The organism is Burkholderia sp. AU30280 (genome assembly GCF_020420125.1).
Lineage (GTDB): Bacteria > Pseudomonadota > Gammaproteobacteria > Burkholderiales > Burkholderiaceae > Burkholderia.
The window spans coordinates 1-26547 of record NZ_JAIZRY010000019.1 but is presented as its reverse complement, the minus strand read 5'-3'; the positions used below and the strand labels follow the sequence as shown (position 1 = coordinate 26547).

Genomic DNA, 26547 nt, shown 5'->3' with positions numbered 1-26547 from the left:
AGGACGCTCGACACGTCGCAACAAACCTCGCTCACCCCCGCCCCTTCCACGGCACCACCCGCCGCTCGACCCACCGCATCGCGAGATCGAACAGCCACGCGATCGCGCCGATGATCAGGATGCCCATCACGACGATATCCGTGCGCAGGAAGCTCGATGCGTTGAGCACCATCTGCCCGAGCCCGGCGGTCGCGGCGACCATCTCGGCCGCCACCAGCGTCGTCCAGCCGAAGCCGATCGCGATCCGCAGCCCGGTGAGGATCTCCGGCAGCGCGGCCGGCAGCACCACGTGCCGCACGATCTGCGCGAAGCTGCCGCCGAGCGAATACGCGGCGTTGATCTGCTCGACCGTCGCCGCACGCACGCCGGCACGTGCGGCCATCGCGATCGGCGCGAAGCACGCGAGGAAGATCACGACGAGCTTCGCCGTTTCGTCGATGCCGAACCAGATCACGACGAGCGGCAGGTATGCGAGCGGCGGCAACGGCCGGTAGAACTCCAGCAGCGGATCGAGCACGCCGCGCGCAACGCGGCTCACGCCCATCAGGATGCCGGCCGGCACGCCGATCGCGGTCGCGAGCCCGAACGCGCCGAACACGCGCGCCGCACTCCACAGCAGGTGCTCGGGCAACGGCAAGCCGCCCTGGATGCGGCCATGCCATGCATCGACGAATGCCGTCCACACGGCTTCCGGTGCGGGCAGGAACAGCGGCGGCAACCACTGGCGATGCGTGGCGACCCACCACAGCACGGCCAGCGCCGCGACCGTCGCCGCGCTCAACCCGGCCGTCTTCCCTTCCCCCGGCAACCGGTAGCGCCGCGACGACGGTGCACGACGTTGCGCCGCCCGAGTCCGCGTGCGATCGCCCTGCTCGACACCTGCGGCCGTCGCGTCGGCCGTCCACGAATCCTGCGTGCTCATGCTGTCCTGCCTGTGCAAAGTGCTGATCCGACCGCGTCCGACCGACGCGCCCTGTCGCGCGAGTTCGTGCATCACGCGGCCACCTCGGCCGCTTCGTCGCGATGCAGGTACGCGATCAGCCGCTCGCGCCACGCGATGAAATCCGGTGAAGACTTCACCGCACGCGCATCGCGCGATTCGACGTAGCGGCGCGCGAACGGCAGTTCGAAAGTTTCCGCGATCCGGCCGGGGCCGGGCGTCATCACGACGAGACGCGTCGCGAGGAACAGCGCCTCCTCGACATCGTGCGTGATGAAGAACACCGTCTTGCCGGTGCGCGCCCACACGTCGAGTACGAGCGCCTGCATCGTGCCGCGCGTCAGCGCGTCGAGCGCGCCCATCGGCTCGTCCATCAGCAGTACGCGCGGGTCGCTCGCGAGCGCGCGCGCGATGCCGACCCGCTGCTGCATCCCGCCCGACAGCTCGTACACCCGCGCATGCGCATGACCGTCGAGCCCGACGAGCGCGAGCATTTCCCGCGCCCGCGCTTCGCGTTCGGCCTTCGACACGCGCGCGAAGCGCAGCCCGAGCGCGACGTTGTCGAGCACGTTAAGCCACGGCAGCAGCGCGTACTTCTGGAACACGACGCCGCGATCGGCACCGGGGCCCGTGACCGGCACGCCGTCGACGCGCACGTCGCCGGTGGTCGGTGCGACGAAGCCGGCCATGCAGTTCAGCAGCGTCGTCTTCCCGCACCCGGACGCGCCAAGCGCGACGACGAATTCACCGGCCTCGATGCGCAGGTCGACGCGTGCGAGCGCCTGCGTCGTCGGCCTGCCGCGCTCGCCCGGATAGGCAACCGAAACCTGACGGACTTCCAGCGTACTCATGCTCAGGACTCCGCGATATTCGCCGCGCTCAGCGCGCGGCCTTCTGCACGAACTGCGGATCGACGCCGGCCGAGTAGTCGGTGAGCACCGTCTGGATCGTGCCTTGCGATTTGAGGAACGTGGCGGTGGCCGCGAGCGATTTCGCGGCGCCCGATTGCGCGCCGCCGCCGAGCCACGTCGGCGACGCCTGCTCGGCCGCCGTCGGGAATGCGTAGAGCGCGAGGCTGGCCGGCACGTCCTGCGCGTTCGCGCCCGATACCTTAGCCACCGCCGCGACCTGCGGCGAGCCGACCTTCCACGCCGCCGCATGCGCGCGATAGTCGGCATCGGCGGCGGCCAGCACCTTCACGAAACGCGTGACGAACTCGGGGTTCTCGCGCGCGAACTTGCGGCTCACGACGAAGCCGTCGAAGGTCGCCTTGCCGCTTTCTTTCGCCACTTGCCCCGACGTGGTCAGCACGGTGCCCGACTGCTTGACCTTCGCGAGCACCGGATCCCAGATGTAGGTCGCGTCGATGTCGCCGCGCGCCCAGGCCGCCGCGACTTCGGGCGGGCGCAGGTTGACGATCTTCACGTCGTTCGGATTGACGCCCGCGGCCTGCAGCGCGACGAGCGTGTGGAAATGCGATGTCGACACGAACGGCACACCGATCTTCCTGCCCTTCAGCGCCGCGATACTCGTGACGCCGGAACCGTTGCGCGCGACGAGCGCCTCGGCGTCGTTGATATTGTCGAGCACCCAGAACAGCGAGATGTCGAGCCCCTGCGACAGGCCGGCCGCGATCGGGCTCGAGCCGGCTTCGCCGAGCTGCACGGAGCCCGACGCGAGCGCGCGGATCACGTCGGCGCCGCTGTCGAGCTTGCGGAACCTGACCTTGTAGCCGGTTGCCTTTTCGACTTCACCGCTCGCCTGCGCGTAGCGCCACGGCACGACCATGTCCTGGTACGCGATCACGACTTCGCGCGATTCGGCGTGCGCCGCGCCGAGCGCGGCAAAGGCGGTCAGTGCGACGACGGCGCGACGGATGAAGCTGAAGCGGGACATGCGGCTCTCCTTCGGAATGCGGGCATTGCTGCGGGAGAGCCGACTATAGGAGCTTTGCGCACGGCGGGAGCGAACTTATCGTGCGAAGCTATCGATGCCGTTTCAGCTTTGCTTTCCATGCTCGACCGGATTGCGCGTCCGGTCGGGTGACGATTGCCGTGCGACCGCAGGAATGGCGGCCGCACCAGCAAAAAAGCCCGCATCGCTGCGGGCTTTTTCGACTGCGTGACTGCCGCAGGAACGCGGGGCTCAGACCACCCCGGCTCCGTGCGCCTGCAGATCGGCGTGATAGCTCGACCGCACCATCGCGCCGACCGCCGCGTGCGTGAAGCCCATCTTGTACGCCTCTTCCTCGTACATCTTGAACGTATCCGGATGCACGTACGCACGCACCGGCAGGTGGTGCTCGGACGGCTGCAGGTACTGGCCGATCGTCAGCATGTCGACGTCGTGCGCGCGCAGGTCGCGCATCACCTGCAGGATTTCCTCTTCGGTTTCGCCGAGGCCGACCATCAGGCCCGACTTCGTCGCGACGTCCGGATGCAGCGCCTTGAAGTCCTTCAGGAGCTTCAGCGAGTGCGCGTAGTCCGAACCCGGGCGCGCTTCCTTGTACAGGCGCGGCACCGTTTCGAGGTTGTGGTTCATCACGTCCGGCGGCGCGGCGTTCAGGATCGAGATCGCGCGGTCGAGACGGCCGCGGAAGTCCGGCGTCAGGATCTCGATGCGCGTTTCCGGCGACTGCTCGCGCACTTCGCGAATGCACTCGACGAAGTGGCCGGCGCCACCGTCGCGCAGGTCGTCGCGGTCGACGCTCGTGATCACCACGTACTTGAGCTTCAGCGCGCCGATCGTGCGCGCGAGGTTCTTCGGCTCGTCCGGATCCAGCGGATCGGGGCGGCCATGGCCGACGTCGCAGAACGGGCAGCGGCGCGTGCACTTGTCGCCCATGATCATGAACGTCGCGGTGCCCTTGCCGAAGCATTCGCCGATGTTCGGGCAGCTCGCTTCCTCGCACACCGTATGCAGGTTGTGCTCGCGCAGGATCGTCTTGATCTCGTTGAAACGCGAGCTGCCGGTGGCCGCCTTCACGCGGATCCACTCGGGCTTCTTCAGCTTCTCGATCGGAATGACCTTGATCGGGATGCGCGCCGTCTTCGCCTGCGCCTTCTGCTTGGCGGTCGGATCGTAGGCAGCGGTCGCGGCCGAATCGGCCGGTGCGGGAGAAGCGGTAACGTCAGTCATTCGATTGTTCCAGTGCCTGCGGCTTGTCGGCGGCCGCGGATGCGCCGTCGAGGTTGGCGATCAGACGGCGCACCAGCGTGTGGGCGACGTCGTTCCAGTCGGCGGCAACCTCGAGGCTCGCCATGTCGACGGTTTCCAGTCCGGCATAGCCGCACGGGTTGATCGCAAGAAACGGGCGCAGATCCATCTTCACGTTCAGGCTCAGCCCGTGATAGCTGCAGCCGTTACGGATCTTCAGGCCGAGGGCCGCGATTTTCGCGCCCTCGTGCACGCCGGATGCCACGTAGATCCCGGGCGCGCCCGCCTTGCGGACCGAAGCGAGATTATACGCCGCGAGGGTTTCGATCACGGCCTCCTCGATCTTCGTCACCAGCGTGCGCACCATCAGCTTGCGCCGGCGCAGGTCCAGCAGCAGGTAGGCGACGATCTGGCCGGGGCCGTGGTAAGTGATTTGCCCGCCGCGGTCGACCTTCACGAGCGGCACGCCGCTGTCGGCCACCAGCAGGTGGGCCGGGTCGCCGGCCTGGCCGAGCGTGTAGACGGGCGGGTGCTCGACCAGCCAGATCTCGTCGCCGGTCTCGGCCGTGCGCGTGTCAGTGAACGCGCGCATTGCGTCGAAACTCGCCTCGTAGGTCTCGACGCCCCGCCAGCGCACGGTGACCGGCGGGGCCGGCTGATCCGGGGACCCGGCGGGCGATGCGGAAACGGCAACAGGCGTGGACACGATGGAAACCGGTGAAACGGACATGGGCGGTAGTTTACCGAAAACCCGTGGGTCTCGCCGGCCCGGGAGAGGGGACGGATCACCGTTATCCGTCGAAGGAAATGATGGTCAGACGGTGCGCCATCCGTCATGGAGCAGCGCGCTCACGCGTTCGCGCAGCCTTGCCAGCCCGCCGAGCGCGACTTCCCGCGGCGGCCGCGACACCGAGAATGCCACGCACGTGCCCTCCCGACCTTCCGCGCTCAGCCACAGCCGCTCGCCGCGGCGCAGCTTCAGCGTTTCACCGTCAACCAGGAAGTAGTCGTTGACGTCGTTGCTGCGCGTCGCCCACACCGGCCCGCGCTGCACCACCAGCCGCGTGCTGCGTTGCACCTTCATCGGCACGGTTTCGCCCGCGGGGATTTCGAATGTGACGCTTGAAGAAATTTCTTGCATGATCGACTCCGCCAATAAGTGCTTCGATGGCTACAATCGTAGTCACTTCAAGGCGTCCGACAAAACGACCAATTTTCACGTCGATGTGAGGAAAATTAGCAAATGGACCTCCGCCAGCTGCCCGCGCTGAACGCGATTCGCGCGTTCGAAGCCGCCGCCCGTCACGAGAATTTCTCCCGCGCCGCCGACGAGCTGTTCGTCACGCACGGCGCGGTCAGCCACCAGGTGCGCGCGCTCGAGGAAGAGCTCGGCGTGCAGCTTTTCACGCGCAACGGCAAGCGGCTGTGCCTGACCGACGCCGGCATGCGCTACGCACAACAGATCCGCACCGCGCTGATGGTGATCGCCGATGCGACCCGCGACGTGCGCGCGAGCGACCGCGACCGGCGGCTCGTGGTGTCGATGCTGTCGTCGTTCGCCGCGCGCTTCATCACGCCGCGCATCGGCACGTTCATCGAGCGGCATCCGGAAATCGACGTCGAACTGCAGTCGACCAACTCGCTCACCGATTTCGCGCGCGACGACGTCGATCTCGCGATCCGCTTCGGCCAGGGCAACTATCCGGGGCTGCATGTCGAGCCGCTGTTCGACGAGGTGTTCTTTCCGGCGTGTGCGCCGACGCTGAACGGCGGCAAGCTGCCGCAAACGCCCGCCGATCTCGTGCACTACACCCTGCTGCGCTCGGACGACGAGCTGTGGCGCCCGTGGTTCGACGCGGCCGGGCTCAAGACGCTGACCGAGCCGAAGCGGGGGATTCTGTACCAGGATTCGTCGAACCTGCTGCTGGCCGCGATCGACGGCCAGGGCATCGCGCTGGTGCGCCGCTCGCTCGCGGTGCACGACCTGCTCGACGGACGCATCGTGCGCCTGTTCGACATCGACGGGCCGAGCCCGTGGCATTATTTTTTCGTGTGCCCGCCGCCGCTGCTGAATGCGCCGCGCGTGCAGGCGTTCCGGAACTGGCTGTTCGAGGAAGTCGCCGAATACAAGCGGCTGTGCGACGAGCTGGACGCGCGGCGCGCGGCGGGAAAGCGTCCCGCCGAGTGCGCGCAGGAAGGAGGATGGAGGGCGCTTAGAGCACAACCTTGACCATCGGATGGCCGGTCAGTGCGCGGTAGATGTTGTCGAGCTGTTCCTGGCTCGTCGCCCGCACGGTGATCGTGAGGCCCGTGTAATTGCCGCCGCTCGACGCACGCTCCTCGATCTTCTCGACATCGATCTCGTTGTCGTGAACGGCCACGACCTTGAAGATCGTGTCCTTGAACTCGGGGTGCGCCTTGCCCATGATCTTGATCGGGAAATCGCACGGGAACTCCAGCAGCGACTCCTTCCGGGTATCGATCGCGCCGGTCACCTCGATGGTTTTGGTCGGTTCGCTCATCATTTTCTCCGGGTTAGGTCAAACTATTCAAACTCGCGCGCCTTCGCGCGCTGGTACGCGTCATACAACGCCGCGAACACGGGGCCGGGCTTGCCGCCCTGCACGGGCAGATCGTCGAGCAACGTGACGGGCAGCACTTCCTTCGTGGCCGACGTGATCATGATTTCGTCGGCTGCGCGCAACTCCACTTCGCTGATCTCGCGTGCAACGAATGGGATCTTGCATTCATCCGCCAGTTCCTCGATCAGCGCGTAGCGGATCCCCTCGAGGATCTTGTTGCTGCGCGGCGGCGCGAGCAGTTCGCCGTTCTTCACGATCCACACGTTCGACGACGAGCCTTCCGTCAGGTTGCCGTCGCGCAGCTGCAGCGTCTCGAACGCATCGCGTTCGGCCGCATGCTGCGCCATCAGCACGTTGCCGAGCAGCGAGATCGACTTGATGTCGCAATGCAGCCAGCGGCGATCCTCGGCCGTCACGCAGCGCACGCCCTGCGCGCGCTCTTCGGCGGACGGCAGGCGCAGCGGGCTCGTCATCATGAACACCGTCGGCACCGCGTTCGCCGGGAACGCGTGGCCGCGCTTCGCGACGCCGCGCGTCACCTGCAGGTAGACGAGCGCGTTGCCGTCGCCGAGGCCTTCGGCGTTCGCCGCGACCACCCGCTCGATCAGCGCGCGCCAGCCCGCCGCATCGTGCGGGCTCGCGATGCCGATCTTCTTCAGGCTGCGCTCGAGCCGCGCCAGATGCTGCTCGATCCGGAACGGCACGTGCGCGCCGTCGTGCGCATAGACGGGAACGACTTCATACACGCCGTCGCCGAAGATGAACCCGCGGTCGAGCACCGGTACGCGGGCTTCCGACAGCGGCACCATTTCCTCCTGCGACGACACGCTGAGGTAGACGATCGGTTCGAATTCGGCTTGGCTCATAACGATGACAGATGGGGATGAAGTCGTGGAAACAAAGGCCCGTCGTGCTTACTTCTTCTTGCTGAACATCAGCAGGATCGAGTCCCAGATACGCCCGAAGATACCCGCTTCCGGCACCGCCTGCAGCGCGACGACCGGGAATTCCGACAGCGTCTTGCCGTCGGCGACGATCTTCACGGTGCCGACCTGCTGGCCTTGCGCGAGCGGCGCGATCAGCGGCGCGTTGACGTCGACTTCCGTCTTGACCTTGTCGCCGAGGCCGCGCGGCACGGTCGCCCACTGGTCGCCCTGCACGCCGACCTGCACGGTGTTGTCCTTGCCCTTGTAGATGCGCGGCGTCGAGATCGCCTGGCCGCCCTTGAACAGGCGCACCGAATCGAACGCGCTGTAGCCGTAGTTCAGCATCTTCATGCTGTCCTGCGTGCGCTCGCCTTCCTTCTGCTCGCCCATCATCACCGACACCAGGCGACGCTGGCCGTCCACACCCGGAATCGCGCGCTTCGCCGACGCGATCAGGCAGTAGCCGGCCGCTTGCGTATGGCCCGTCTTCAGGCCGTCGACCGTCGGGTCGAGCCACAGCAGGCGGTTGCGGTTGCCCTGGCGGATGTTGTTGTACTTGAATTCCTTCTCCGAGAAGATGCTGTAGTACTGCGGAAAATCGCGGATCAGGTGGGCGGACAGCTTCGCGAGATCGCCGGCCGTCGTGTAGTGGTTCGGGTCGGGCATGCCGTTCACGTCGGCGAAGTGCGTGCCCTTCATGCCGAGGCGCTGCGCCTCGTCGTTCATCATCGTGACGAACTGCCCTTCGCTGCCGCCGACGAGTTCGGCCAGTGCGATCGCGGCGTCGTTGCCCGACTGGATGATCATCCCGTACACGAGATCGTGCACGGACACCGGCTTGTTCGCCTCGATGAACATGCGCGACTCGTCGCGGCCGACGCGGCGCACGGCTTCGCTCGGCGTGACGATCTGCTCCATCGAGATCTTCTTCTTGTCGAGCGCCTCGAACACGAGGTACGCCGTCATCAGCTTCGTCAGCGATGCGGGCTCGACGCGTTCATCGGCATTGCCCGACGCGAGCACGGTGTTGCTGGTCGCATCGACGAGCACCCACGAGCGCGCATTCACGCCCGGCGGCGGCACCGCGCCCGGCATGTAGGTCGCGGGCGCGCCGGTGAACTGCTCGGTGGCGGCCGGCGCTGCATGCGCGGCCCGGGCCTTGGCGGCCGGCTTCGCCTCGGCGACGACGATCGTCGACGCGAGCGCAACGGGCAGCATCACGCCGAGCGCGACGTTGCGCGCGGCGGTGCCAAAGGCGATGGAAGAAGCGAGGGACTTGAGGCCTTGGGGAGACAGACGCATGATCGATTCAGGCTGATGGCAGAAAGTGCGGTGCGAAACGCGCAGGGTTGAACGGCAAGGCGGCGGGCGTTTCGGGCACTCGCCCGAGATCGTCGGGCGACGCGAAACGCGCCGGTTGGACTCGTGCGGACGCGTTCGGTTCGCGGCCGTCGCGAGCGGGCGGACAGGCGGCGAAACGAGCGCCGCATGAGCCCAGCCGGGCCGCGGGCGACGCGGATTGCGGCCATTATACGTGGCCGCGCAGGGCGTTTTCGCGAACCTGGCGCCGGACGGCCGCACATCGGCCGCACATCGGCATCGGGCGCAGGGTGACGGCAAGCTGCACGTCATCGCACGCGAAGCTGTGCGAAAGGCGTGCGCAGGCGAGGGGGAAGTCGGGTTGCGCCGCGCGCTGCGGCGCGATGTCGCGCGGCGGGAACGCGCGTCCGGCGCGTGCCGGAGATCCGGTGCGAGATGCGACGCGGGCTACCGCTGTTACGCCGGCACCCGCGCACCGACTAGCGCCATGCGTCGACGATGATGCGCTTCAGCACATGCAGCTTGCGATGCAGGAAATGCTCGGCGCCGGGGATCACGACGACCGGCAGTTCCTGCGGCCGCGCCCAGTCGTACACGAAGGCGATCGGCACCGTGTCGTCGGTTTCGCCGTGGATCACGAGCGTGTTCTCCGGCACGTCGGCCACCTGCCAGCGGCTCGCGGCCGTGCCGACGAACACCATCCGCTCGATCGTCTCGCCCGCGTCGCGCAGCCGCTTCGCGACGTGCGACAGCACGAACGTGCCGAACGAGAAGCCCGCGAGCACGAGCGGCAGGTCGGCATACGCAGGCTGCGCGCGCATGTGCGCGAGCACCGCGAGCAGGTCGTCGGCCTCGCCGGTGCCGTTGTCGTGCACGCCTTCGGTCGCGCCGACGCCGCGGAAGTTCGACCGGAACACGACGTAGTTCAGCTGCACGAGCGTGCGCGCGAGCGTCTGCGCGACCTTGTTGTCCATCGTGCCGCCGAACAGCGGATGCGGATGCGCGACCAGTGCGATGCCGCGCGGCGCGGCGCCGCCTTCGCGCACCGCGTCGGGGAGGTCGACCGCGATTTCGATCTGCCCGACCGGCCCCGCGATCAGCGACTTCTGCGTATGAACGTTCATTCGGCCGACCCGCTCAGATCTTCAGGCGGTCGACGACCTTGCCGTCGCGCAGGTGCGATTCGACGATCTCGTCGATGTCGGCCTGGTCGACGTAGGTGTACCACGTGCCTTCCGGGTACACGACCATCACGGGCCCTTCCTCGCAGCGGTCGAGGCAGCCGGCCTTGTTGATGCGAACCTTGCCGGGCCCCGCAAGGCCGAGCTCCTTCACGCGCTTTTTCGCGTATTCCTGCATGGTCTGCGCGTCGCATTGCGCGCAGCTCGGGCGTTCGGCGCCCGGTTCGCGCTGGTTCAGGCAGAAGAAGACGTGGTGCTGGTAGTAGGAATCCATGATGGTGACGAGCGGCCCGGCGCGAGGCCGTGCGGAAAGAGGAGCGGTTGCCGCTGCGCGGGGCAACGGAGGATGCGGACGATTATAGCGAGCGGCGCACGGCGCTGCCCGCGATAACGATGCGGCCGCGTTACCGCAGCCGCGTCACCGCCGCGATGCGGCCGGCAGCCACGCATGCTCGACGCGCTGGCCGAGCCAGATCAGCGCCGCGTAGGGCCAGATCCACGCGAGCCAGCGCGCGAGGCTGTTGAAGTGCAGGTAGCGCCCCTGCCGCCAGCCCGACAGCGTGAAGTCGAAGAACGGGTTGACCGGCAGCAGGTTCACGAGCGTCACGCCGGCCAGCAGCGCGAGCGCCGCGAGCATCGCGCGCCAGGTCGCCGGCACGCGCAGCGCGACGAGCGCGGCCGCGAAACCGAGCTCGATCCCCAACCGCGCGCCGGGCGTCGCCCACACGACGACGAGGCCGGTGGCCGACTGCATGAACGTCGCGGCCGCCTTCAGCACGAGCGTCGCGGCGACGAGCGCGATCAGGAGCCGGATGCGCGGCGCGCGCGGCCGCATCGCGAGCGACGCGATCGTCAGCGCGGCGAACAGCATCAACCCGCCCAGCGCGGCCTCCCACCCCGAGTCGGACAGCCAGCCGTCGACGCGCTCCGGCCATTCGCCCACGCGCCACGCGGCCGGCAACCACGCAAGCAGCGCGTCCTGCATCGACGCGTCGGCCCGCTCCCACAGCGCGGCCGGCCAGTCGCCGATGCCGAACAGGAACGGCGACGGAAACAGGATCGCGAACGGCCACAGCCCGGCGAGCAGCAGCGGTGTCGCGCCGTCGTCCTCGAACCACGCGAAGCGCAACCGGCGCAACGCGCCGCGATCGAGCAGCGCACCGGTGGCCGGCGCGACGAGCGCCGCGCCCAGCAGCGCGCCGAGCGCGTTGGCCGCGAGATCGAGATTCGACGCGACGCGCGTCGGCAGGTAGGTTTGCAACGCTTCCATCGAGCCGGACAACAGCACGCCGAGCCCGGCCGCGATCAGCGTCGCGGCCACGCCGCGCCGGCGCGGGTGCAGCGCGAGCACGGCGAGCGCGCCGAACGGCATGTAGCCGAGCACGTTCGTGACCACGTCGAATGCGGTCACATAGCGCTGCATCGGCGCGAACAGGTAGTCGAACGGCCCGATGCCGAGCGACACCCAGCCTTCGAACGGATACAGCGACGCGTAGACGATGAGGGCCGCGTAAGCGGCAAAGGCCTGGCGCGCGAACGGCGAGGCGCGAGGCGTACCGGTCGCGCTCATCGCGGCTGCGCGGCACGTGTCACGGCGTGCCCGCGTACGCCTGCATGCCGACCCACGCGGCGATCTGCGACACGAGCTGGTCGCTCGCCGTCGCGAGCGCGCGGGCGCCGCCCGCCGCGTCCGGCGTGCTCGACGGCGCGCGTGCAACGAACGTGCGCTGGCCGAGCACCTTGCCGTCCAGCATCAGCGTCGCGCGCGCGGTGACGGCGCCGTGGCTCTGCGACTGGCCGTCGAACACCTGTTCGAATTCGTTCAGGTCGACCTTCAGCGTCGGTGCGCGCACGCCGTCGGACCCTTCGAGCACCGTGCCACGCGACGACAGCGCGCCGCGCAGCCGCTGCGTGAGCAGTTGCGCGGGCGGCGCGGTCCAGCGGCTGTCGCGATAGACGGCCACGTGCTGCGCGTCCACGTACGCGAGGCGGTACGCGAATTTGTCGGAGTCGAGCGCGTCGGGCGCGGCAACGTCGAGCACCTTCAGCGCGGGGCCCGGGCCTGCGGTCACGACCGACGTGGCCGGCCCGAGGTCGTAGCGGACATTCGACAGCACCGCGCTGTTGCCGGCGCAGCCGGCCGCGAGCGAGAGCGTCAGCACGGCAAGCGCGGCCGCGGCGGGACGCAGCGCGCGGTCAAGGATTCGTGGCATGGCGTGTTCCTGCATGATGTTTCCGGTTTCGATGGGTATCACTGCCCGGCCGTCGCACCCGGCCAGACGAAGCCCGGCTCGCCGGGCCCCGGCGCCGCGCCGGGCGAACCGAACAACAGACTGCGCGGATTGCGGCCAAGTTCACCGGCCACGTCCTTCAATTGCCGCGATGCGTCGCCGACACTGCCGGCCAGCGCATTGAAACGCGGCAGCGTGTCGTACTGCACGCGTGCGTTGAGACCGTTCAGCGCGACGCCGATCTGCTCCGCGGCCGTGCCGGCCTTGTTCAGGTTCGACACGAGCGGCCCGTTCGGCTGCAGCAGCGTGTTCGCCGACGCCATCGCGCGGTTCACCTCGTGCATCGTTTCCGGCAGCGCGGTCACCGCCGGGCCGAGCTGCTTCGTCAGCGTGGTGGCGCCATCGGCCGCGTGCTGCAGGCTTTCAGCGGTCGCGCGCAGCTGCTCGCGCATCTCGGGCGACATCAGTGCGTTCGCGCTCTTCGCAGCCAGTTCGAGCTGCCGCAGCAGCACATCGCCGCGCTCCTGGATCTGGTCGAACAGGCTCGGGCGCATCGGGATCTGCGCGATCGCCTTCGTCGACGACGGCAGCGGCGCCAGATCGCGGCCCGTGTCCTCGAGCTGCACGAACGCAATGCCCGTCACGCCCTGGAAGCCGAGGCTGCCGTAGGTCGACTGCGTGATCGGCGCGTCGTGGTCGACGAGGATGCGGATCCGGATCTGCCCCGGGTGCGCGCGATCGAAGCCGATCGACTGCACCTTGCCGACGTCGAGGCCGCGAAAGCGCACGGCCGCATCCGGGAACAGCCCCGTCACGTTGGTGCGCGCGAGCAGGTCGTACGGCACGCGCACGGTGCGGTCGACGTTGAACCAGAACACGGTGCCCGCGATCGCGAGCGTCAGCGCGATCGTGAACAGGCCGGCCCAGAACGCATGTGATTTGTTTTCCATTCGCGGATTCCTTCGTGCCTACAGCTCGACGCTCGACAGCGCCGGTTCGAGGGCCGCCTTCGGCAGCTTCGCGCGCCGCTCGGGCGGCAGCGCCTGCAATGCGCGGCGCCCGCGCAGCCCCAGGAAATATTCGTGGATGAACGGATGGTCGACGTTCGCGACCTCTTCGACCGGCGCGGCGACGAGCACCTTGCGATCGGCCAGCACCGCGACGCGCGTCGACAGCGCGACCATCGTGTCGAGATCGTGCGTCACCATCACGACGGTCAGCCCGAGCGTGCGGTGCAGCGTCGCGATCAGCTCGACGAATTCGTCCGACGCCTGCGGATCGAGGCCGGCCGTCGGCTCGTCGAGAAACAGCAGCTCGGGCTCGAGCGCGATCGCGCGCGCGATGCCGACCCGCTTGACCATCCCGCCCGACAGCGCGGCCGGCATCTTCGACGCGTGCTTGCACGGCAGCCCGACCATCTCGAGCTTCAGCATCACGATGTCGTGCAGCAAGTCCGGCGGCACGCGGCCGAGCTCGCGCAGCGGCTGCGCGACGTTGTCGAACACCGTCATCGACGAGAACAGCGCGCCCTGCTGGAACAGCATCCCGGAGCGCGTGCGCATCATCCGCGCGCTCGCGTCGTCGATCGTCGCCGTATCCTCGCCGAACACCTTGATCGTGCCCGAGGTCGGCCGCTCGAGGCCGAGGATCTGCCGCACGAGCGTCGTCTTGCCGGAGCCCGAGCCGCCGACGATCGACACGATCTCGCCGCGCCGCACGTCGAAGTCGAGCTTCTGGTGGATGATGTTGCGCCCGTAGCGCTTGGTCAGGTTGCGCACCTCGATCACGAGGTCGGCGGTATCCGCCGCCGCGGCCGGCGGCGCGCCGATCGACCCGGCTCCGATGGCCGCGGCGTGGGTGTCCGTTTCGTTCGACACGTTCATCCGAGCCCCACGTTCTGGAACAGGATCGCGAACACCGCGTCGGCGAGGATCACGACCGTGATCGACGACACGACCGACGTGGTCGTGCCTTCGCCGAGGCTCTGCGAGTTCGCCTTGATCCGGAAGCCGAAATGGCAGGCGACCAGCGCGATCAGCATGCCGAACACGACGCCCTTGCCGACCCCGATGTACAGGTTCGCGATCGGCACGACGCCCGGCAGCGAGCGCACGAAATAGTTGACGTCGATGCCGAGCACGAGCTTCGCGGCGAGCGCGCCGCCCGTCAGCGCGATGATGTTGGTCCACATCACGAGCAGCGGCATCGCGACGCCGAGCGCGAGCACGCGCGGCAGGACCAGCCGCAGCCCGTGCGGGATGCCCATCACGCGCATCGCGTCGAGCTCCTCGGTCACGCGCATCACGCCGATCTGCGCGGTGATCGCCGAGCCCGAGCGGCCCGCGACGAGGATCGCCGACAGCACGGGGCCGAGCTCGCGGATCACCGACAGCCCGAGAATGTTCACGATGTAGCGGTTCGCGCCGAACATCTGCAACTGCTGCGCGGACAGGTAGCTGAGCACGATGCCGATCAGGAACGCGACGAGCGCCGTGATCGGCAGCGCCTGCGTGCCCGCGCTGTAGATGTTCGCCGACGTTTCCTTCCACGGCATCGTCCGCGGGCGGCGCAGCACCGACAGCGCGTCGAGGATCACGAGGCCGAACATCGCGATGCCGCCCTGCAGGTGTTCGCCGAACGTGAAGATTGCCTGGCCGAGCCGCGTGACGGGATCGACGCGCACGATGCGCTCGGGTGCCTCGCGCTGGCTGTCGAGCCGCTCGATGCGCTCGAAGATCGTGCGCTGGTTGTCGCTCAGCGCGACGCCGGCCGGCAGCTTGCGCCCCCACACGCGCCACAGCGCCTGGCCACCGACGTGGTCGAGCCGCTCGATGCCGGACAGATCCCATTCGCTCACGCGCCCGGACGCGATGCTCGCGACGCGGCGCGCGACCACGCCGCGATTGCGTGCAAGCGCGAGCGCGGTCCACTGGCCGGTCAGGCGCACCGTCTGGCCCTGGCCGCCGGCGTCGACCGACAGGCCGGGAGGAGTCTCGAAGTCCAAGGGCAGGTTGTTTGCAAAATGGTGACAGCGGCCATTGTAGCGAACCGCCCGGCGACGCGACGTGAGGATTTCCGTGGGAACGCCTGGCTGGGGCGTCCGGCCCGGGACACCCGCCCCGGGGTGCGCGTGGAAGCCGACGCCCCCTGCCCGTTGCCGGCTTCATCACCTTTCATTCTTCCGTCACGTTTCCTTTCGATACTCTCACGCGCCGCACATCAGGCCGTCGGCGCCCCGCGCCGCCATGCGTTGCGTACCGCGCACTCCATAAAACAGAACACCGAACAGGACAACCGATGCGTCTCCCCCCGCTTTCCCGCCGTCGCATGCCGGCCATCGCCGCGCTCGCCAGCCTCGCCTTCACCCTCGCCGCGTGCGGCGGCGACGACGTCACCTCGCCGCCGGTGACGCCGCCGGCGGCCCAGGCGCCCGTCGGCACGACGGCCACGCTCGCGCTGCTGGAGACGACCGACCTGCACACCAACGTGCTGTCGTACGACTATTTCAAGCTCGCCGCCGACAACTCGCTCGGCTTCGAGCGCGTGTCGACGCTGATCGCGCAGGCGCGCGCGCAGTATCCGAACACGCTGTTGCTCGACAACGGCGACACGATCCAGGGCACCGCGCTGTCGGACTACCAGGCGCTCGTGAAGCCGATCGGCTGCGACCAGACGCTCGCGATCTACAAGGTGATGAACGCCGCGAAATTCGACGGCGGCGGGATCGGCAACCACGAATTCAACTACGGGCTGCCGTACCTGTCGCAGGTGACCGGCAACACGTTCGAGGTCGACGGCCTGCCGGCGCCGGCCCAGCAGAAGAAGTGCGCGGGCCCGAACTTCCCGCAGGTGCTCGCGAACGTGATCAGCGCGAAGACCAACGCGCCGCTGTTCACGCCGTACACGATCCTGACCCGCACCGTGACCGCGACGACGCCGGACGGCAAGACGATCAGCGCGCCCGTGAAGATCGGCATCATCGGCTTCACGCCGCCGGCGATCATGAACTGGGACAAGCGCTGGCTCGACGGCAAGGTCTACACGACCGGCCTGAAGGAAGCCGCCGAAAAGTACATTCCGGAGATGCGCGCGAAGGGCGCCGATCTCGTCGTCGCGATCTCGCACGGCGGCCTCGACAATTCCGCGTATTCGCCGACGATGGAGAACGGCAGCTGGTGGCTGTCGAAGGTGACCGGCATCGACGCGATGCTGATCGGCCACTCGCACCAGGTGTTCCCGGACGCGAACAGCACCGTGTCGCAGTTCAACCTGCCAGGCGTCGACAAGGTCAAGGGCACCGTCAACGGCGTGCCGACCGTGATGGCCAACTACTGGGGCAAGCACCTCGGCGTGATCAAGCTCGGCCTGAAGTTCGACGGCAAGACGTGGAGCGTCGACAAGTCGCAGACGACCGTCGAGGCGCGACCGATCCAGAATGCCGACAAGAGCTATGTCGCGGCCGATCCGTCCGTGTCCGCCGCGATTGCCGCCGAGCACCAGGCGACGATCGACTACGTGAAGACGCCGATCGGCTCGACCGACTACCGGATGAACTCGTACTTCGCCGATGTAGGCGACCCGGGTGCGATCCAGATCGTCAACGAGGCGCAAGCCGACTACGTGAAGACCTACGTGCAGGCGAACCTGCCGCAATACGCGTCGCTGCCGGTGCTGTCGGTCAGCGCGCCGTTCAAGAGCGGCTTCGGCGGCGGCACCGACTACACCGACGTCGCGCCGGGCGCGCTCGCGATCAACAACGCGGCCGACCTGTACCTGTACCCGAACACCGTGTACGCGGTGAAGGTGAGCGGCGCCGACGTGAAGAACTGGCTCGAAACGGCCGCGAAGCGCTTCAACCGGATCGATCCGACCAAGGCGACCGTGCAGCCGCTCGTCAGCACGTTCCCCGGCTACAACTTCGACATGTTCACGTCGGCCGATCTCGCGTATGAGATCGACGTCACGCAGCCGGTCGGCAACCGGATCAGGAACCTGACGTACAAGGGCGCGCCGATCGACCCGAACGCGCAGTTCATCGTCGCGACCAACAACTATCGCGCGAGCGGCGGCGGCAACTTCCCGGGCCTCGACGGCAGCAAGACGATCTTCGCGTCGCCCGATGCGAACCGCGACGTGCTGATCGCATTCATCAAGAAGCGCGGCGCGATCACGCGCGCGGCCGACGGCGCGCAGCGCAGCTGGCGCTTCACGAAGCTCGCGAGCTCGGTCGCGCACGTGCAGTTCGCGTCCGCGCCGAACCGCCTCGGCGACGCGGCGGCGGCCGGCCTGACCGGCATCACGCAGGTCGCGGCCGACGACGGCTCCGGCAAGAACCTCGCCACCTACGAAATCGACCTCACGCAATGAGACACGCGATGCAACCGATCCGGACGATGCGGCCGGCCGAAACCGGCTTCGCCGCCGCCGCGCGGCGCCTGCTGCGCGCGAAACTCCCGCCGGCCGCGCTGCTCGCGGCGGCGGCCATGACCGTCGCGGCCGTCGTCGCGACGACTGGCCTGCGCGGCGCCGGCCCCGCGCCGAGCGCCGCGCAGCTCGACGAGTGGCAGGCGATGGTCACACAGGCCACCGAGCCGCATGCGCTCGCGCAATTACGCACGCTCGCGCGCCGCGGCTCGGGCGCCGCGCAGGCGGCGCTCGGCATCGCGCTCGTCGATGCCCGCGAACCGGGGCTGCGCGACGAGGGGCGCGGCTGGCTGGAAACGGCCGCGACGGCAGACAGCCAGGCCGACGCGCCGGCCGCCCGGCGTGCGCAGCTCGCGCTCGGCAAGGCGTTGCTGCTCGGCAGCGGCGACATGCCGAAGGACTACGCACGCGCCCGTACGCTGCTCGGCGAAGCGGCCGCGCAGGGCGACCCGGCCGCCGCGTATTACCTCGGGCTGATCTATCGGAGCGGCTACGGCATCGTCGCCGATCCGGTACAGGCCGCGCACTGGTTCGAGATCGCGTCGCGCGCGGACATTCCGGCCGCGGACTTCATGCTCGCGAACGCGTACCGCGAAGGCAGCGGCGTGCCGCGCGACGAGGCGCGCGCGCTGGCGCTGTATCGCCGCGCCGCCGAGCACGAGCTGCCGGAAGCCGTACAGACGCTCGCGATGGCCTATCGCAACGGCGAACTCGGGCTCAAGCCCGACGCGGACGAATTCCACGCGCAGTGGATCGAGACCGCGCATGCGCTGAAGCATCCGGTTGTCGCGCCGTGATGTGATGGTTCCTCGGCTCGCGCGCGTGCTGGCGCGAGCCGTCGGGACAGGGGCGGCCCGACACCCCGCGCATCGATCGCCCAAGGCGGAATCGGTCGCGGGACACGAGCGAGCGCGCCGAGCGCCAAACCACCATTCGGTCGATCGGCGATGCCTTAACTTGCGACCTCACAATAAAACCTGAGAGATCTGCATCCATGTCCGATCGCCTGCCTTGGCTTCGAGCCGCCGTCGGCACCGCCGCCATTTCCGCCGCCCCTTTCGCAAAGAAGCAGGCGCTCCACGAGGGGTGTCTCACGTGCGCGTTTCGCCATCATTATTCCTGTACCGGCAACGTGATACCGCACGGATTCTCGCAGCCGCCCGGCGAGCACGCAGGAATAAATTCGACCTCTATCTGATTGCGCTTACCGGCAGGAACAGCTGAATTCCGTCTCCAGATTTTCGATTCGACATGAATTCGGTCCTTTGAAACACCGAGATCGAGTAGATACGCCTTAACAGCATTTGCTCGACTGAGAGCGGCTACAATCGCGTTGCGTTCGCGCTCGTCCGAATAGCCGTAGATCACGACAGGACCATTGTTTGCGACGCTACTTCGAACCGTAATCAACAAACTGGCGAGCGCGATCCGGTCGGCATTTGAAATGGACACAACATCGCGCTCGAGCTTGCTCTCATATTGCAAAGCAAAACTACAGGCAAACGTCGAACTCGGAGCGCACAACGCCGAAAGACTAATCAACGCACAAGATATACCAAGCAAGATTGTCCGCATTCTTGATCGCCATTGCCGGCTCTTCTTTTGCCAGGCGTCTTCTGAGAAATTGTCCATAGGTGTTCTTGTAATCGAGCGCGCCGAACGTGTCCATAAAATGCACACACTCGTGAACAATGGTGAGTTGCATCGAGGCAAACGTACCAGCACTTGTGTCCGGCAGATCACAAAACTTGGGCGTGATAGATATCATATGCGTTGCGGTATCCGGGCCACAAACGTGCGCGACTTCACCAGCTAGATTTTTGGTGTTCGGTGTACACCCCAAAGCCCTATCTAATTCGGGATCGGACCGGACGAAATTTCTTGCCGTCAGCCCTTGCATAACGATCATCAAGGCTGCCAATCCTTCGCTCAGCACGGCTCGAGTGGACTCGTCGTCACTCCCGAACCACTCCCTGACTCGTGCCCGTGCGTGCGCTTTCCAGGCGCTCAATTCATGAAGTCGCTGCGCGACTATTTTTACCGCGTCGTCACGTAAAACCAAGACTTTCTTTCGAAACTCAGCATCGGTCATATTTTCGCAAATCGGCGGCCCGTCGACCGTCAAAAACAGATCCACTCGTGAGTTTCGTTTGGTGTTCGTCACGGCTGTGTCATCAACAGTCACGTACTCGTAGTCGTTATGAGGCATCGTTGTTCTCGACTATTTCGATTCTCAAGTTCTCTGCACGGCTTGTGGCAACGCGTTGGGTGCATCCCGCACAATCAGTCACGCCGCTGAAGAGCTTCCCTGAACTGGTATGTATTCGATATGGCACACGTGCCAAGGGACTTCCGGTCCGTTCACTTCTCAATACATACTGCTCGTCGTATCCCGCATCATCGGCCGTCGATTGAAAATTGCCGCTACCTTGCCCCTTCTGCGCGGCCAGATACTCGTTGCCGATAACCATACGCATACCGCGTTCGGCATAGAAGACAGGAGGCGGATGGCAACCACATGCATTGATATCTCCGCTCAATGCCCACTGCTGCCCATTGGGCCCCGTACCAGGCAAACGCGGACCTTCCGGCGCGATGAACCCTTCCCGTTTGCAAGCCGTACAGTAGGTTTTCATGTAGAGCGTGGCGATCTGTACGCGCGGGGGTGGATTGGAACACGTGACGAACTCCAGCCCTTCCGTGATCACGGCGTTACCGCCCCGGTCGCCTTTGGCGAGGAAATGACGAATCATGCCGACTCGCCTCGAAACGTCGCGCCCGAACGCTTCGTATCCGTATAAAGACGAACCGTTCCCGATTCGATGACTGTCTTATCGCCAGCCCGGATACGCCGGCCGCTTTTCGCAGCAAACCGACAGATAACCGTAAAAGAAGATGCCGGCGACTCTTGCCCGTTGCTCATCTGGATTCCCCGTCGTCAATGGTTGGCATCCAAAAATGCCCAATCAGTACAAGGGAATCAATCAGACGAATTCGAAATCCTAATCAATTTATATGAATCGACCATGCTTTTCCCATCACCCGACAAGAACCGGGCCGGACTTCATTTGGCTTGACGATGCACTTCCGCTTGAACACGCGACATCTTCGCTTGGCGGCAACGAAATTCGGGCCAATGCGTCGCGACGATCCAGGCAAGCGCCCCGACAAACGCCTCCCCGCTTCCCGACGCGCCCCCCGCCCCCTGTCGCTACAATAGCCACCATGAACGCCCCCACCTCTTCCGACACGCCCGATTCCGGCGACGCACACATCGCGCGCAACCGGCTCGAGGCGCACCTGGACGCCGCGCCGCGTGCGTGGCCGCTCGACATCGTCGCCGCCACCGGCTCGACCAACGCCGACGTCGCGACGCGGCTCAAGGCGCTGCCGCGCAGCGCGAACGCGTTGCCCGCGCCGCTCGTTCGTGTCGCGTTCGAGCAGACGGCCGGCCGCGGCCGGCAGGGCCGCCCGTGGTTCGCACAGCCCGGCAATGCGCTGCTCTGCTCGGTCGGCTGCATCGTGCCGCGCCCCGTCGACACGCTCGGCGGCCTCAGTATCGCGATCGGCGTCGCGCTCGCCGAAGGGCTGGCCGCGCTGCCGCTCGACGCCCGCTCGCGCGTCGCGCTCAAATGGCCGAACGACCTGCTGCTGACGACCACCGACGACGGCGCGCCGCGCATCGTCGGCAAGCTCGCCGGGATCCTGATCGAAACCGTCTGGACCACCGCCGACGCGACCGCCGTCGTGATCGGCTTCGGCATCAACGTGCGCGGCGCGGAGGCCGTTGCCGCGCAAGTCGACGCGCTGCGTGCTCGCGAAGCGACCCTCGCGATCGGGCTGCCGCCGGCCGCGCTGTCGATCGCGTGCGCATCGGCCAACCTCACCGATACGCTCGCCGCGTCACTGAACGCGCTCACGCCCGCGCTCGCGCAGTTCGGCACCGACGGGCTCGCGCCGTTCCTGCCGCGCTGGCATGCATTGCACGCGTACGCCGGCCGCGAAGTCGTCCTGCTCGAACAGGGCGTCGAACGCGCACGCGGCATCGCAACGGGTATCGATGAGACCGGCCAGTTGCTGCTCGACACGCCGAACGGCGTGCAGGCGATCGCGGCCGGCGACGTGTCGCTGCGCGAAGCGCAATGAGCGAGCCGCACCTGCTGATCGACGCCGGCAACAGCCGGATCAAGTGGGCGCTCGCCGATGCGCAGCGCACGCTTGTCCAGACCGGCGCGTTCGGCCACGCACGCGACGGCGGCGCCGATCCCGACTGGTCGAACCTGCCGCGTCCGCGCGGCGCATGGATCTCGAACGTCGCGGGCGCCGACGTCGCCGCCCGGATCGACGCGCTGCTCGACGCCCGCTGGCCAAGCCTGCCGCGCACGACGATACGCTCGCGCCCCGCGCAATGCGGCGTGACGAACGGCTATACGACGCCCGACCAGCTCGGCAGCGACCGCTGGGCCGGCCTGATCGGCGCGCACGCGGCCTTTCCGGGCGAGCATCTGCTGATCGCGACGTTCGGCACCGCGACGACGCTCGAGGCACTGCGCGCGGACGGCCGCTTCACGGGCGGTCTGATTGCGCCGGGGTGGGCACTGATGATGCGCGCGCTCGGCACGCACACCGCGCAGTTGCCGACGCTGACCACCGATATCGCAAGCGGCCTGCTTGCAGGTGCACAAGCAGAACCGTTCCAGGTCGATACGCCGCGCTCGCTGTCGGCCGGCTGCCTGTACGCGCAGGCCGGGCTGATCGAACGCGCGTGGCGCGATCTCGCGGATGCCTGGCAGGCGCCGGTGCGGCTCGTGCTGGCAGGCGGCGCGGCGGACGACGTCGCGCGTGCGCTGACGGTCCCGCATACCCGGCACGATGCACTGATCCTGTCCGGGCTCGCGCTGATCGCCGCGGAAGCGGCGGCCGCACCGGCGGCGCAGGCGTGACGGAAAGGCGCCGGCATCGCGCCGGCGCACGGCGACGCGAGCCCATGCGGGCCTGCGTCAAGATGACGGTGAAGAACGGGCGGCGCCACGACGGCAGCCCGCACGCACGGTCACCGGAAGGCGTGAAATAGCCGGCGATGCGGCCGGCCCGATTGAATGACGTGAACCACGTCAATGACGACGAGGAGTGTCGACGATGCTGCGCTGGCTGATCGCTGTTCTCTTTCTCGCCAACATGCTTGCGTTCGTGGCGGCGCGCGGCGTGTTCGGGCCGCTGCCGGCGGCCGGCCCGCGCGAACCGGGCGTGCTGGCGCGGCAGGTGCGGCCCGATGCGCTGCGCGTGACGCCGCTCGCGCAGGCAACCGATCAGCCCGTCGTCGGCGGCCCGATCACGCCGCCAGCCGTCACGGCCGAGCCGCTCGCGGCGTCCGCGCCCTGACGGCGCCGGACTGCGCCGGACTGCGCTCAGGACTGTTGCGCGCGCACCTTCTTCAGCAACGCGGTGGTCGAGCGATCGTGCTCGAACGGAATCGCCAGCGCGCGGCCGCCCCAGCCGCGCACCAGCGCCGATTCCGGCAACGCATCCATGTCGTAGTCGCCCCCCTTCACGAGAATGTCCGGCCGGACGGCCTCGATCAGCGACACCGGCGTCTTTTCCTCGAACGTCACGACCCAGTCGACGCTTTCCAGCGCCGCGAGCAGCGCCGCGCGGTCTTCCTCGCGATTGATCGGCCGGTCGTCGCCCTTGCCGAGCATGCGTACCGACGCGTCGCTGTTCACACCGACGATCAGGCATGCGCCGAGCGCTTTGGCGTCGGCAAGATACGTGACGTGGCCGCGATGCAGGATGTCGAATACGCCGTTGGTGAACACGACGGGGGACGGCAGTGACGCACGCAGGGCGACGAGGGCATCACGGGTGATCAGCTTGCGTTCGAAGGTGGCGGACATGATGGAGGCTGGACGGAATGAACAACGGCGCGCGCGGCGGCGGCGCCAGATAAAAAGCCCGCCGGACTGACCGGGCGGGCTTCATGCAACGGGTACGGCATCGCGCAACGCGGCCGGCGCGATTCACGCCGGCTGCCGCGGCGCCAACCGGCCTCAGGCCGGCTGCGCGGCCGACGACGGGCCGCTTTCGGCCTGCAGGCGGCTGGTCACTTCCTTGCGATAGCGGTTCAGTTCCTGCGCGGTCGCGAACGTGCGCTCGAACAGGATCGACAGGTTGTGCAGGATCCGCTCGACAACCTTCTTTTCCCACTCGCCGTCGAACCGGATCTGCTCGTCGAGCCAGCGCTCGAGCCATTCCGGATCGGGCAGGCGCGACTGCACGGTGTCGCGCGGGAACAGCGCCTGGTTCACGTGCAGGTTGGTCGGGTGCAGCGGCTTCTCGGTGCGGCGCGCCGACGCCATCAGCACGCCGATCTTTGCGAACGCGGCACGCGCAACGTCGCCGCAGTTGTTCAGCGCCTTCTTCATGTAGCGCAGGTACGCGCCGCCATGGCGCGCTTCATCGCGCGAGATCGTTTCGTAGATGTGCTTGATGACCGGCTCGGTATGCCAGTCGGCCGCGCAACGGTACCAGTGGTTCAAGCGGATCTCGCCGCAGAAGTGCAGCATCAGCGTCTCGAGCGGCGGCGCCGGATCGAATTCGAAGCGCACCGCGTGCAGTTCCTCTTCGGTCGGCACCATCTCCGGCCGGAAACGGCGCAGGTATTCCATCAGTACGAGCGAATGCTTCTGCTCCTCGAAGAACCACACGCTCATGAACGCGGAAAAGTCGCTGTCGTGCTGGTTGTCGCGCAGGAACATTTCCGTCGCGGGCAGCGCCGACCATTCGGTGATCGCGTTCATCTTGATCGTCTTCGCCTGCTCGTCGGTGAGCAGCGAAGCGTCGAACTTGTCCCACGGAATGTCCTTCTCCATGTCCCAGCGGACAGCTTCGAGCGATCGGTAAAGTTCCGGATAAAGCATGGTGTTCATGATGGTCCCACCCCTGTTCTGCGCAATGCGACTTCTCTAAACGTGACTGTTGCCGCAGCGGCGCGCCGAGCGCGCTTTTTGCGGCCAAGACTGTAATTTTACGCGTGAAACCGACCGGCCGGACGCCGATTGCTCGTCCGGCAGCCGGGCGGCCGCGCCGCCGTTGCGGCATGCCGCAGCCACGCTCCGCGCGAACGGAACCGGCTGCGCACTTGCCTGAGTGGGGGCCGGCGCTGGCCGGCTCGTGACGCGCCCGTCCCCTGCCCCAGGCGGGTGCCCCGAAGGGTTCCCCGTGCGGATGCCGGATCGGCGGGCTGTTCGATATGGTGTATACGGCGGCGGCCATGATAGCACGCGTCCATGACGGTTCCGAGACGCCTGGCCGGTCGCGCTCCGCCATTCGCGGTGCGGCGATCGGTCGCGGCTGGCCGTCGCGAAAACGCAACCACGCACCATTTCGGCGCATCAGACCCGTATTTCGCCGGTCGCGAGGCCGTCTTCCGGCGGTATGCCGGCGGCCGGCACGCTGCCGCCGTCCGCCCGCGCGATCCAGCCGGCCAACGTGTCGCGCTGCGCGCGCCCGTCACGGTAGCCGAGCTCGATCAGTTCGCGCGTGAACGCCTCCTCGAACAGCAGGTAGCTCGCGAACGACGCGCCGGCCGGCTGGCTGCCGCCGATTGCGCCGAGCAGCCCGCGCATCGTCGCCGGCATCTGCTTCAGGTGCTTCGCGGCGATCAGCTCGATGCGCTCGGACGGCGCGATCGCGAGCACATCGACGTGCCGCCAGCCGCTGCCCACCTCGACCTGGTGCGGCAGGTGCTCGATCATCCGGTTGATGTGCTCGATGCGCTCGATGTCCGAGCCGATCGAGTCGAGGAACACGCTCGCGAGCACCTGCTGGCCGATCTGCGCGAGCGTCGGGTAGCCGCGTACCAGCCCGGCGCCGTTCGCGGCCGGAATCTCGGGCCGCGGGTCGGCCGCACCGACCACGACGATCCGGTCCGCGCCGAAATGGATTGCCGGCGACAGCGGCGCGATCTGCCGGATCGACCCGTCGCCGAAGTATTCGATCTGCCCGTCGAGCACGAGCGGCACGGCCGGGAACACGAATGGAATCGCCGACGACGCGAGCAGGTGCGACGCCGACAGGTCGACGAGCCGTGCGGTGCGTTGCGCGCGGCGCCACGCCTGGATCGGCTCCGCCGCCTGGTAGAACGTGAGGTGCCGCCCGCTCGAATAGCTGAGCGCCGTCACCGCGAGCGCGTGCAGCAGGCGCGCTTCGAGCATCTGCTCGATTCGGTGGAAACTCAGCTCGCGCTGCAGCAGGTGCGCGAGCGGCGCGTTGTCGAGCAACCCGCGCGGCGAACGGCGGGCCGCCCAGCCGAAGGTCATCGTCGCGAGCCAGCGCGCGCCGGCGGCCGCGATGCCGAGCCAGTCGGTGCGATACACGTAGTCGGCGCGCAACGGCTCCCAGAATTCGAGCAGGCGCCGCACGCCGTGGGAAAAGTCGTCTGCGTGGCTCGCGATCGACGTCGCGTTGATCGCGCCGGCCGACGAGCCGCACACGACCGCGAACGGCAGCGTCTGCCGCTGCGGATCGGCTTCGCGCGCGATCTCGGCCAGCGCCTTCAGCACGCCGACCTGATAGGCGGCACGTGCGCCGCCTCCCATCAGAACGAGCGCGAGCCGCATGGTCGACCTGCCTGCTACCTGCGCCGCGTCACGTCGAGCGCTTCGGCGGACGGGTTTCGGGCGACGAAGCGGCCGCCGCGCGCGCCGCGGCCGAACCGGCCGCACCGCTCGCACCGGTCGACTTCGCGCGCTTCGCCGCGGGCTTGCGCGGCGCGGCGGCGGCCGGAGC

At 67.7% G+C, this 26547-nt stretch carries 28 protein-coding genes; 6 read left to right on the top strand and 22 right to left on the bottom strand.

Features of this window, described 5'->3' with window-relative positions; translation table 11 throughout:
* Nucleotides 1–31: 31 nt before the first annotated feature.
* The 6 genes from LGN17_RS32575 to LGN17_RS32550 all read right to left on the bottom strand — a co-directional run bounded on the left by LGN17_RS32575 (nt 32) and on the right by LGN17_RS32550 (nt 5237).
* The gene (locus LGN17_RS32575) at nt 32–994 is read right to left on the bottom strand and encodes an ABC transporter permease subunit (protein ID WP_226201077.1); all 963 of its coding nucleotides are present in this window, start codon (nt 992–994) and stop codon (nt 32–34) included.
* Nucleotides 994–1791 (bottom strand): taurine ABC transporter ATP-binding protein, encoded by a 798-nt coding sequence (locus LGN17_RS32570; protein ID WP_175970720.1) that lies wholly within the window; start codon nt 1789–1791, stop codon nt 994–996. The genes LGN17_RS32575 and LGN17_RS32570 overlap by 1 nt, the downstream gene beginning before the upstream one ends.
* Before the next feature lie 28 nt (nt 1792–1819).
* Nucleotides 1820–2836 (bottom strand): taurine ABC transporter substrate-binding protein, encoded by a 1017-nt coding sequence (gene tauA / locus LGN17_RS32565; RefSeq protein ID WP_226201002.1) that lies wholly within the window; start codon nt 2834–2836, stop codon nt 1820–1822.
* Nucleotides 2837–3085: 249 nt separating this feature from the next.
* Entirely contained in the window at nt 3086–4078 is a 993-nt protein-coding gene (gene lipA / locus LGN17_RS32560; protein ID WP_175951427.1) for a lipoyl synthase, read from the bottom strand.
* Nucleotides 4071–4826, bottom strand: a complete 756-nt coding sequence (lipB, locus tag LGN17_RS32555; protein WP_226201001.1) for a lipoyl(octanoyl) transferase LipB — start codon at nt 4824–4826, stop codon at nt 4071–4073. The genes lipA and lipB overlap by 8 nt, the downstream gene beginning before the upstream one ends.
* A gap of 84 nt (nt 4827–4910) precedes the next feature.
* On the bottom strand, nt 4911–5237 hold the full coding sequence (locus LGN17_RS32550; protein ID WP_226201076.1) for a DUF2917 domain-containing protein: 327 nt from the start codon (nt 5235–5237) through the stop codon (nt 4911–4913).
* 102 nt (nt 5238–5339) lie between these two features.
* Between LGN17_RS32550 and LGN17_RS32545 the strand changes: the two genes are divergently transcribed.
* The gene (locus LGN17_RS32545; protein WP_226201000.1) at nt 5340–6326 is read left to right on the top strand and encodes a transcriptional regulator GcvA; all 987 of its coding nucleotides are present in this window, start codon (nt 5340–5342) and stop codon (nt 6324–6326) included.
* On the opposite strand, the gene LGN17_RS32540 is transcribed toward LGN17_RS32545, so the two are convergent.
* The 10 genes from LGN17_RS32540 to LGN17_RS32495 form a co-directional block, all read right to left on the bottom strand.
* Nucleotides 6310–6618 (bottom strand): YbeD family protein, encoded by a 309-nt coding sequence (locus LGN17_RS32540; protein WP_011353335.1) that lies wholly within the window; start codon nt 6616–6618, stop codon nt 6310–6312. The genes LGN17_RS32545 and LGN17_RS32540 overlap by 17 nt on opposite strands.
* A 23-nt stretch (nt 6619–6641) precedes the next feature.
* Nucleotides 6642–7544 carry a D-amino acid aminotransferase gene (locus LGN17_RS32535; RefSeq protein WP_226200999.1) on the bottom strand — a complete coding sequence of 301 codons (903 nt, stop codon included), beginning with the start codon at nt 7542–7544 and terminating at the stop codon, nt 6642–6644.
* Nucleotides 7545–7592: 48 nt separating this feature from the next.
* Nucleotides 7593–8906 (bottom strand): D-alanyl-D-alanine carboxypeptidase family protein, encoded by a 1314-nt coding sequence (locus tag LGN17_RS32530; protein WP_226200998.1) that lies wholly within the window; start codon nt 8904–8906, stop codon nt 7593–7595.
* 497 nt (nt 8907–9403) lie between these two features.
* On the bottom strand, nt 9404–10048 hold the full coding sequence (locus LGN17_RS32525) for an alpha/beta hydrolase (protein WP_226200997.1): 645 nt from the start codon (nt 10046–10048) through the stop codon (nt 9404–9406).
* Nucleotides 10049–10061: 13 nt separating this feature from the next.
* Nucleotides 10062–10379: a (2Fe-2S) ferredoxin domain-containing protein gene (locus tag LGN17_RS32520; RefSeq protein WP_011694422.1), complete on the bottom strand. Its 318-nt coding sequence runs from the start codon at nt 10377–10379 to the stop codon at nt 10062–10064.
* 144 nt (nt 10380–10523) lie between these two features.
* Nucleotides 10524–11675, bottom strand: a complete 1152-nt coding sequence (locus tag LGN17_RS32515; protein WP_226200996.1) for a VanZ family protein — start codon at nt 11673–11675, stop codon at nt 10524–10526.
* A 19-nt stretch (nt 11676–11694) separates the two neighbouring features.
* Entirely contained in the window at nt 11695–12318 is a 624-nt protein-coding gene (locus LGN17_RS32510) for an ABC-type transport auxiliary lipoprotein family protein (RefSeq protein WP_089461833.1), read from the bottom strand.
* Nucleotides 12319–12356: 38 nt separating this feature from the next.
* The gene (locus tag LGN17_RS32505; protein WP_175016397.1) at nt 12357–13286 is read right to left on the bottom strand and encodes an MlaD family protein; all 930 of its coding nucleotides are present in this window, start codon (nt 13284–13286) and stop codon (nt 12357–12359) included.
* An 18-nt stretch (nt 13287–13304) separates the two neighbouring features.
* Nucleotides 13305–14219, bottom strand: coding sequence for an ABC transporter ATP-binding protein (locus LGN17_RS32500; RefSeq protein WP_226200995.1), 915 nt, complete (start codon nt 14217–14219; stop codon nt 13305–13307).
* Nucleotides 14216–15340 (bottom strand): ABC transporter permease, encoded by a 1125-nt coding sequence (locus LGN17_RS32495; protein ID WP_264166141.1) that lies wholly within the window; start codon nt 15338–15340, stop codon nt 14216–14218. The genes LGN17_RS32500 and LGN17_RS32495 overlap by 4 nt, the downstream gene beginning before the upstream one ends.
* Nucleotides 15341–15633: 293 nt before the next feature.
* Here LGN17_RS32495 and LGN17_RS32490 point away from each other — a divergent pair, with 293 nt between their 5' ends.
* Together LGN17_RS32490 and LGN17_RS32485 are read left to right on the top strand one after the other, a co-directional pair.
* On the top strand, nt 15634–17703 hold the full coding sequence (locus LGN17_RS32490) for a bifunctional 2',3'-cyclic-nucleotide 2'-phosphodiesterase/3'-nucleotidase (protein ID WP_226200994.1): 2070 nt from the start codon (nt 15634–15636) through the stop codon (nt 17701–17703).
* Between the two features lie 8 nt (nt 17704–17711).
* Nucleotides 17712–18557, top strand: coding sequence for a tetratricopeptide repeat protein (locus LGN17_RS32485; protein ID WP_226200993.1), 846 nt, complete (start codon nt 17712–17714; stop codon nt 18555–18557).
* A gap of 316 nt (nt 18558–18873) precedes the next feature.
* Here the strand turns inward: LGN17_RS32485 and LGN17_RS32480 are convergent, their stop codons facing one another.
* From LGN17_RS32480 to LGN17_RS32470, 3 genes are read right to left on the bottom strand one after another with little or no spacing between them, the layout of a single operon-like run.
* Complete coding sequence (locus LGN17_RS32480) at nt 18874–19335, bottom strand: OmpA family protein (protein ID WP_226200992.1); 462 nt, start codon at nt 19333–19335, stop codon at nt 18874–18876.
* A complete protein-coding gene (locus tag LGN17_RS32475; RefSeq protein WP_226200991.1) occupies nt 19295–19969 on the bottom strand; it encodes a M35 family metallo-endopeptidase in 675 nt (224 codons plus the stop codon). The genes LGN17_RS32480 and LGN17_RS32475 overlap by 41 nt, the downstream gene beginning before the upstream one ends.
* On the bottom strand, nt 19959–20513 hold the full coding sequence (locus LGN17_RS32470) for a hypothetical protein (protein WP_226200990.1): 555 nt from the start codon (nt 20511–20513) through the stop codon (nt 19959–19961). The genes LGN17_RS32475 and LGN17_RS32470 overlap by 11 nt, the downstream gene beginning before the upstream one ends.
* A 472-nt stretch (nt 20514–20985) precedes the next feature.
* On the opposite strand from LGN17_RS32470, the gene LGN17_RS32465 reads away from it, so the two are divergent.
* The 3 genes from LGN17_RS32465 (at nt 20986) to LGN17_RS32455 (ending at nt 23142) form a co-directional block, all read left to right on the top strand.
* Nucleotides 20986–21906, top strand: a complete 921-nt coding sequence (locus LGN17_RS32465) for a biotin--[acetyl-CoA-carboxylase] ligase (protein ID WP_226200989.1) — start codon at nt 20986–20988, stop codon at nt 21904–21906.
* Entirely contained in the window at nt 21903–22703 is an 801-nt protein-coding gene (locus tag LGN17_RS32460) for a type III pantothenate kinase (RefSeq protein ID WP_226200988.1), read from the top strand. The genes LGN17_RS32465 and LGN17_RS32460 overlap by 4 nt, the downstream gene beginning before the upstream one ends.
* Nucleotides 22704–22899: 196 nt before the next feature.
* A complete protein-coding gene (locus LGN17_RS32455; protein ID WP_226200987.1) occupies nt 22900–23142 on the top strand; it encodes a hypothetical protein in 243 nt (80 codons plus the stop codon).
* Between the two features lie 26 nt (nt 23143–23168).
* On the opposite strand, the gene rfaE2 is transcribed toward LGN17_RS32455, so the two are convergent.
* The 3 genes from rfaE2 to LGN17_RS32440 all read right to left on the bottom strand — a co-directional run bounded on the left by rfaE2 (nt 23169) and on the right by LGN17_RS32440 (nt 26378).
* On the bottom strand, nt 23169–23654 hold the full coding sequence (rfaE2, locus tag LGN17_RS32450; protein ID WP_069248974.1) for a D-glycero-beta-D-manno-heptose 1-phosphate adenylyltransferase: 486 nt from the start codon (nt 23652–23654) through the stop codon (nt 23169–23171).
* Between the two features lie 153 nt (nt 23655–23807).
* Nucleotides 23808–24686, bottom strand: a complete 879-nt coding sequence (locus tag LGN17_RS32445) for a ferritin-like domain-containing protein (RefSeq protein ID WP_175970737.1) — start codon at nt 24684–24686, stop codon at nt 23808–23810.
* 465 nt (nt 24687–25151) lie between these two features.
* Nucleotides 25152–26378, bottom strand: a complete 1227-nt coding sequence (locus tag LGN17_RS32440; RefSeq protein ID WP_175970738.1) for a patatin-like phospholipase family protein — start codon at nt 26376–26378, stop codon at nt 25152–25154.
* Between the last annotated feature and the right edge of the window lie 169 nt (nt 26379–26547).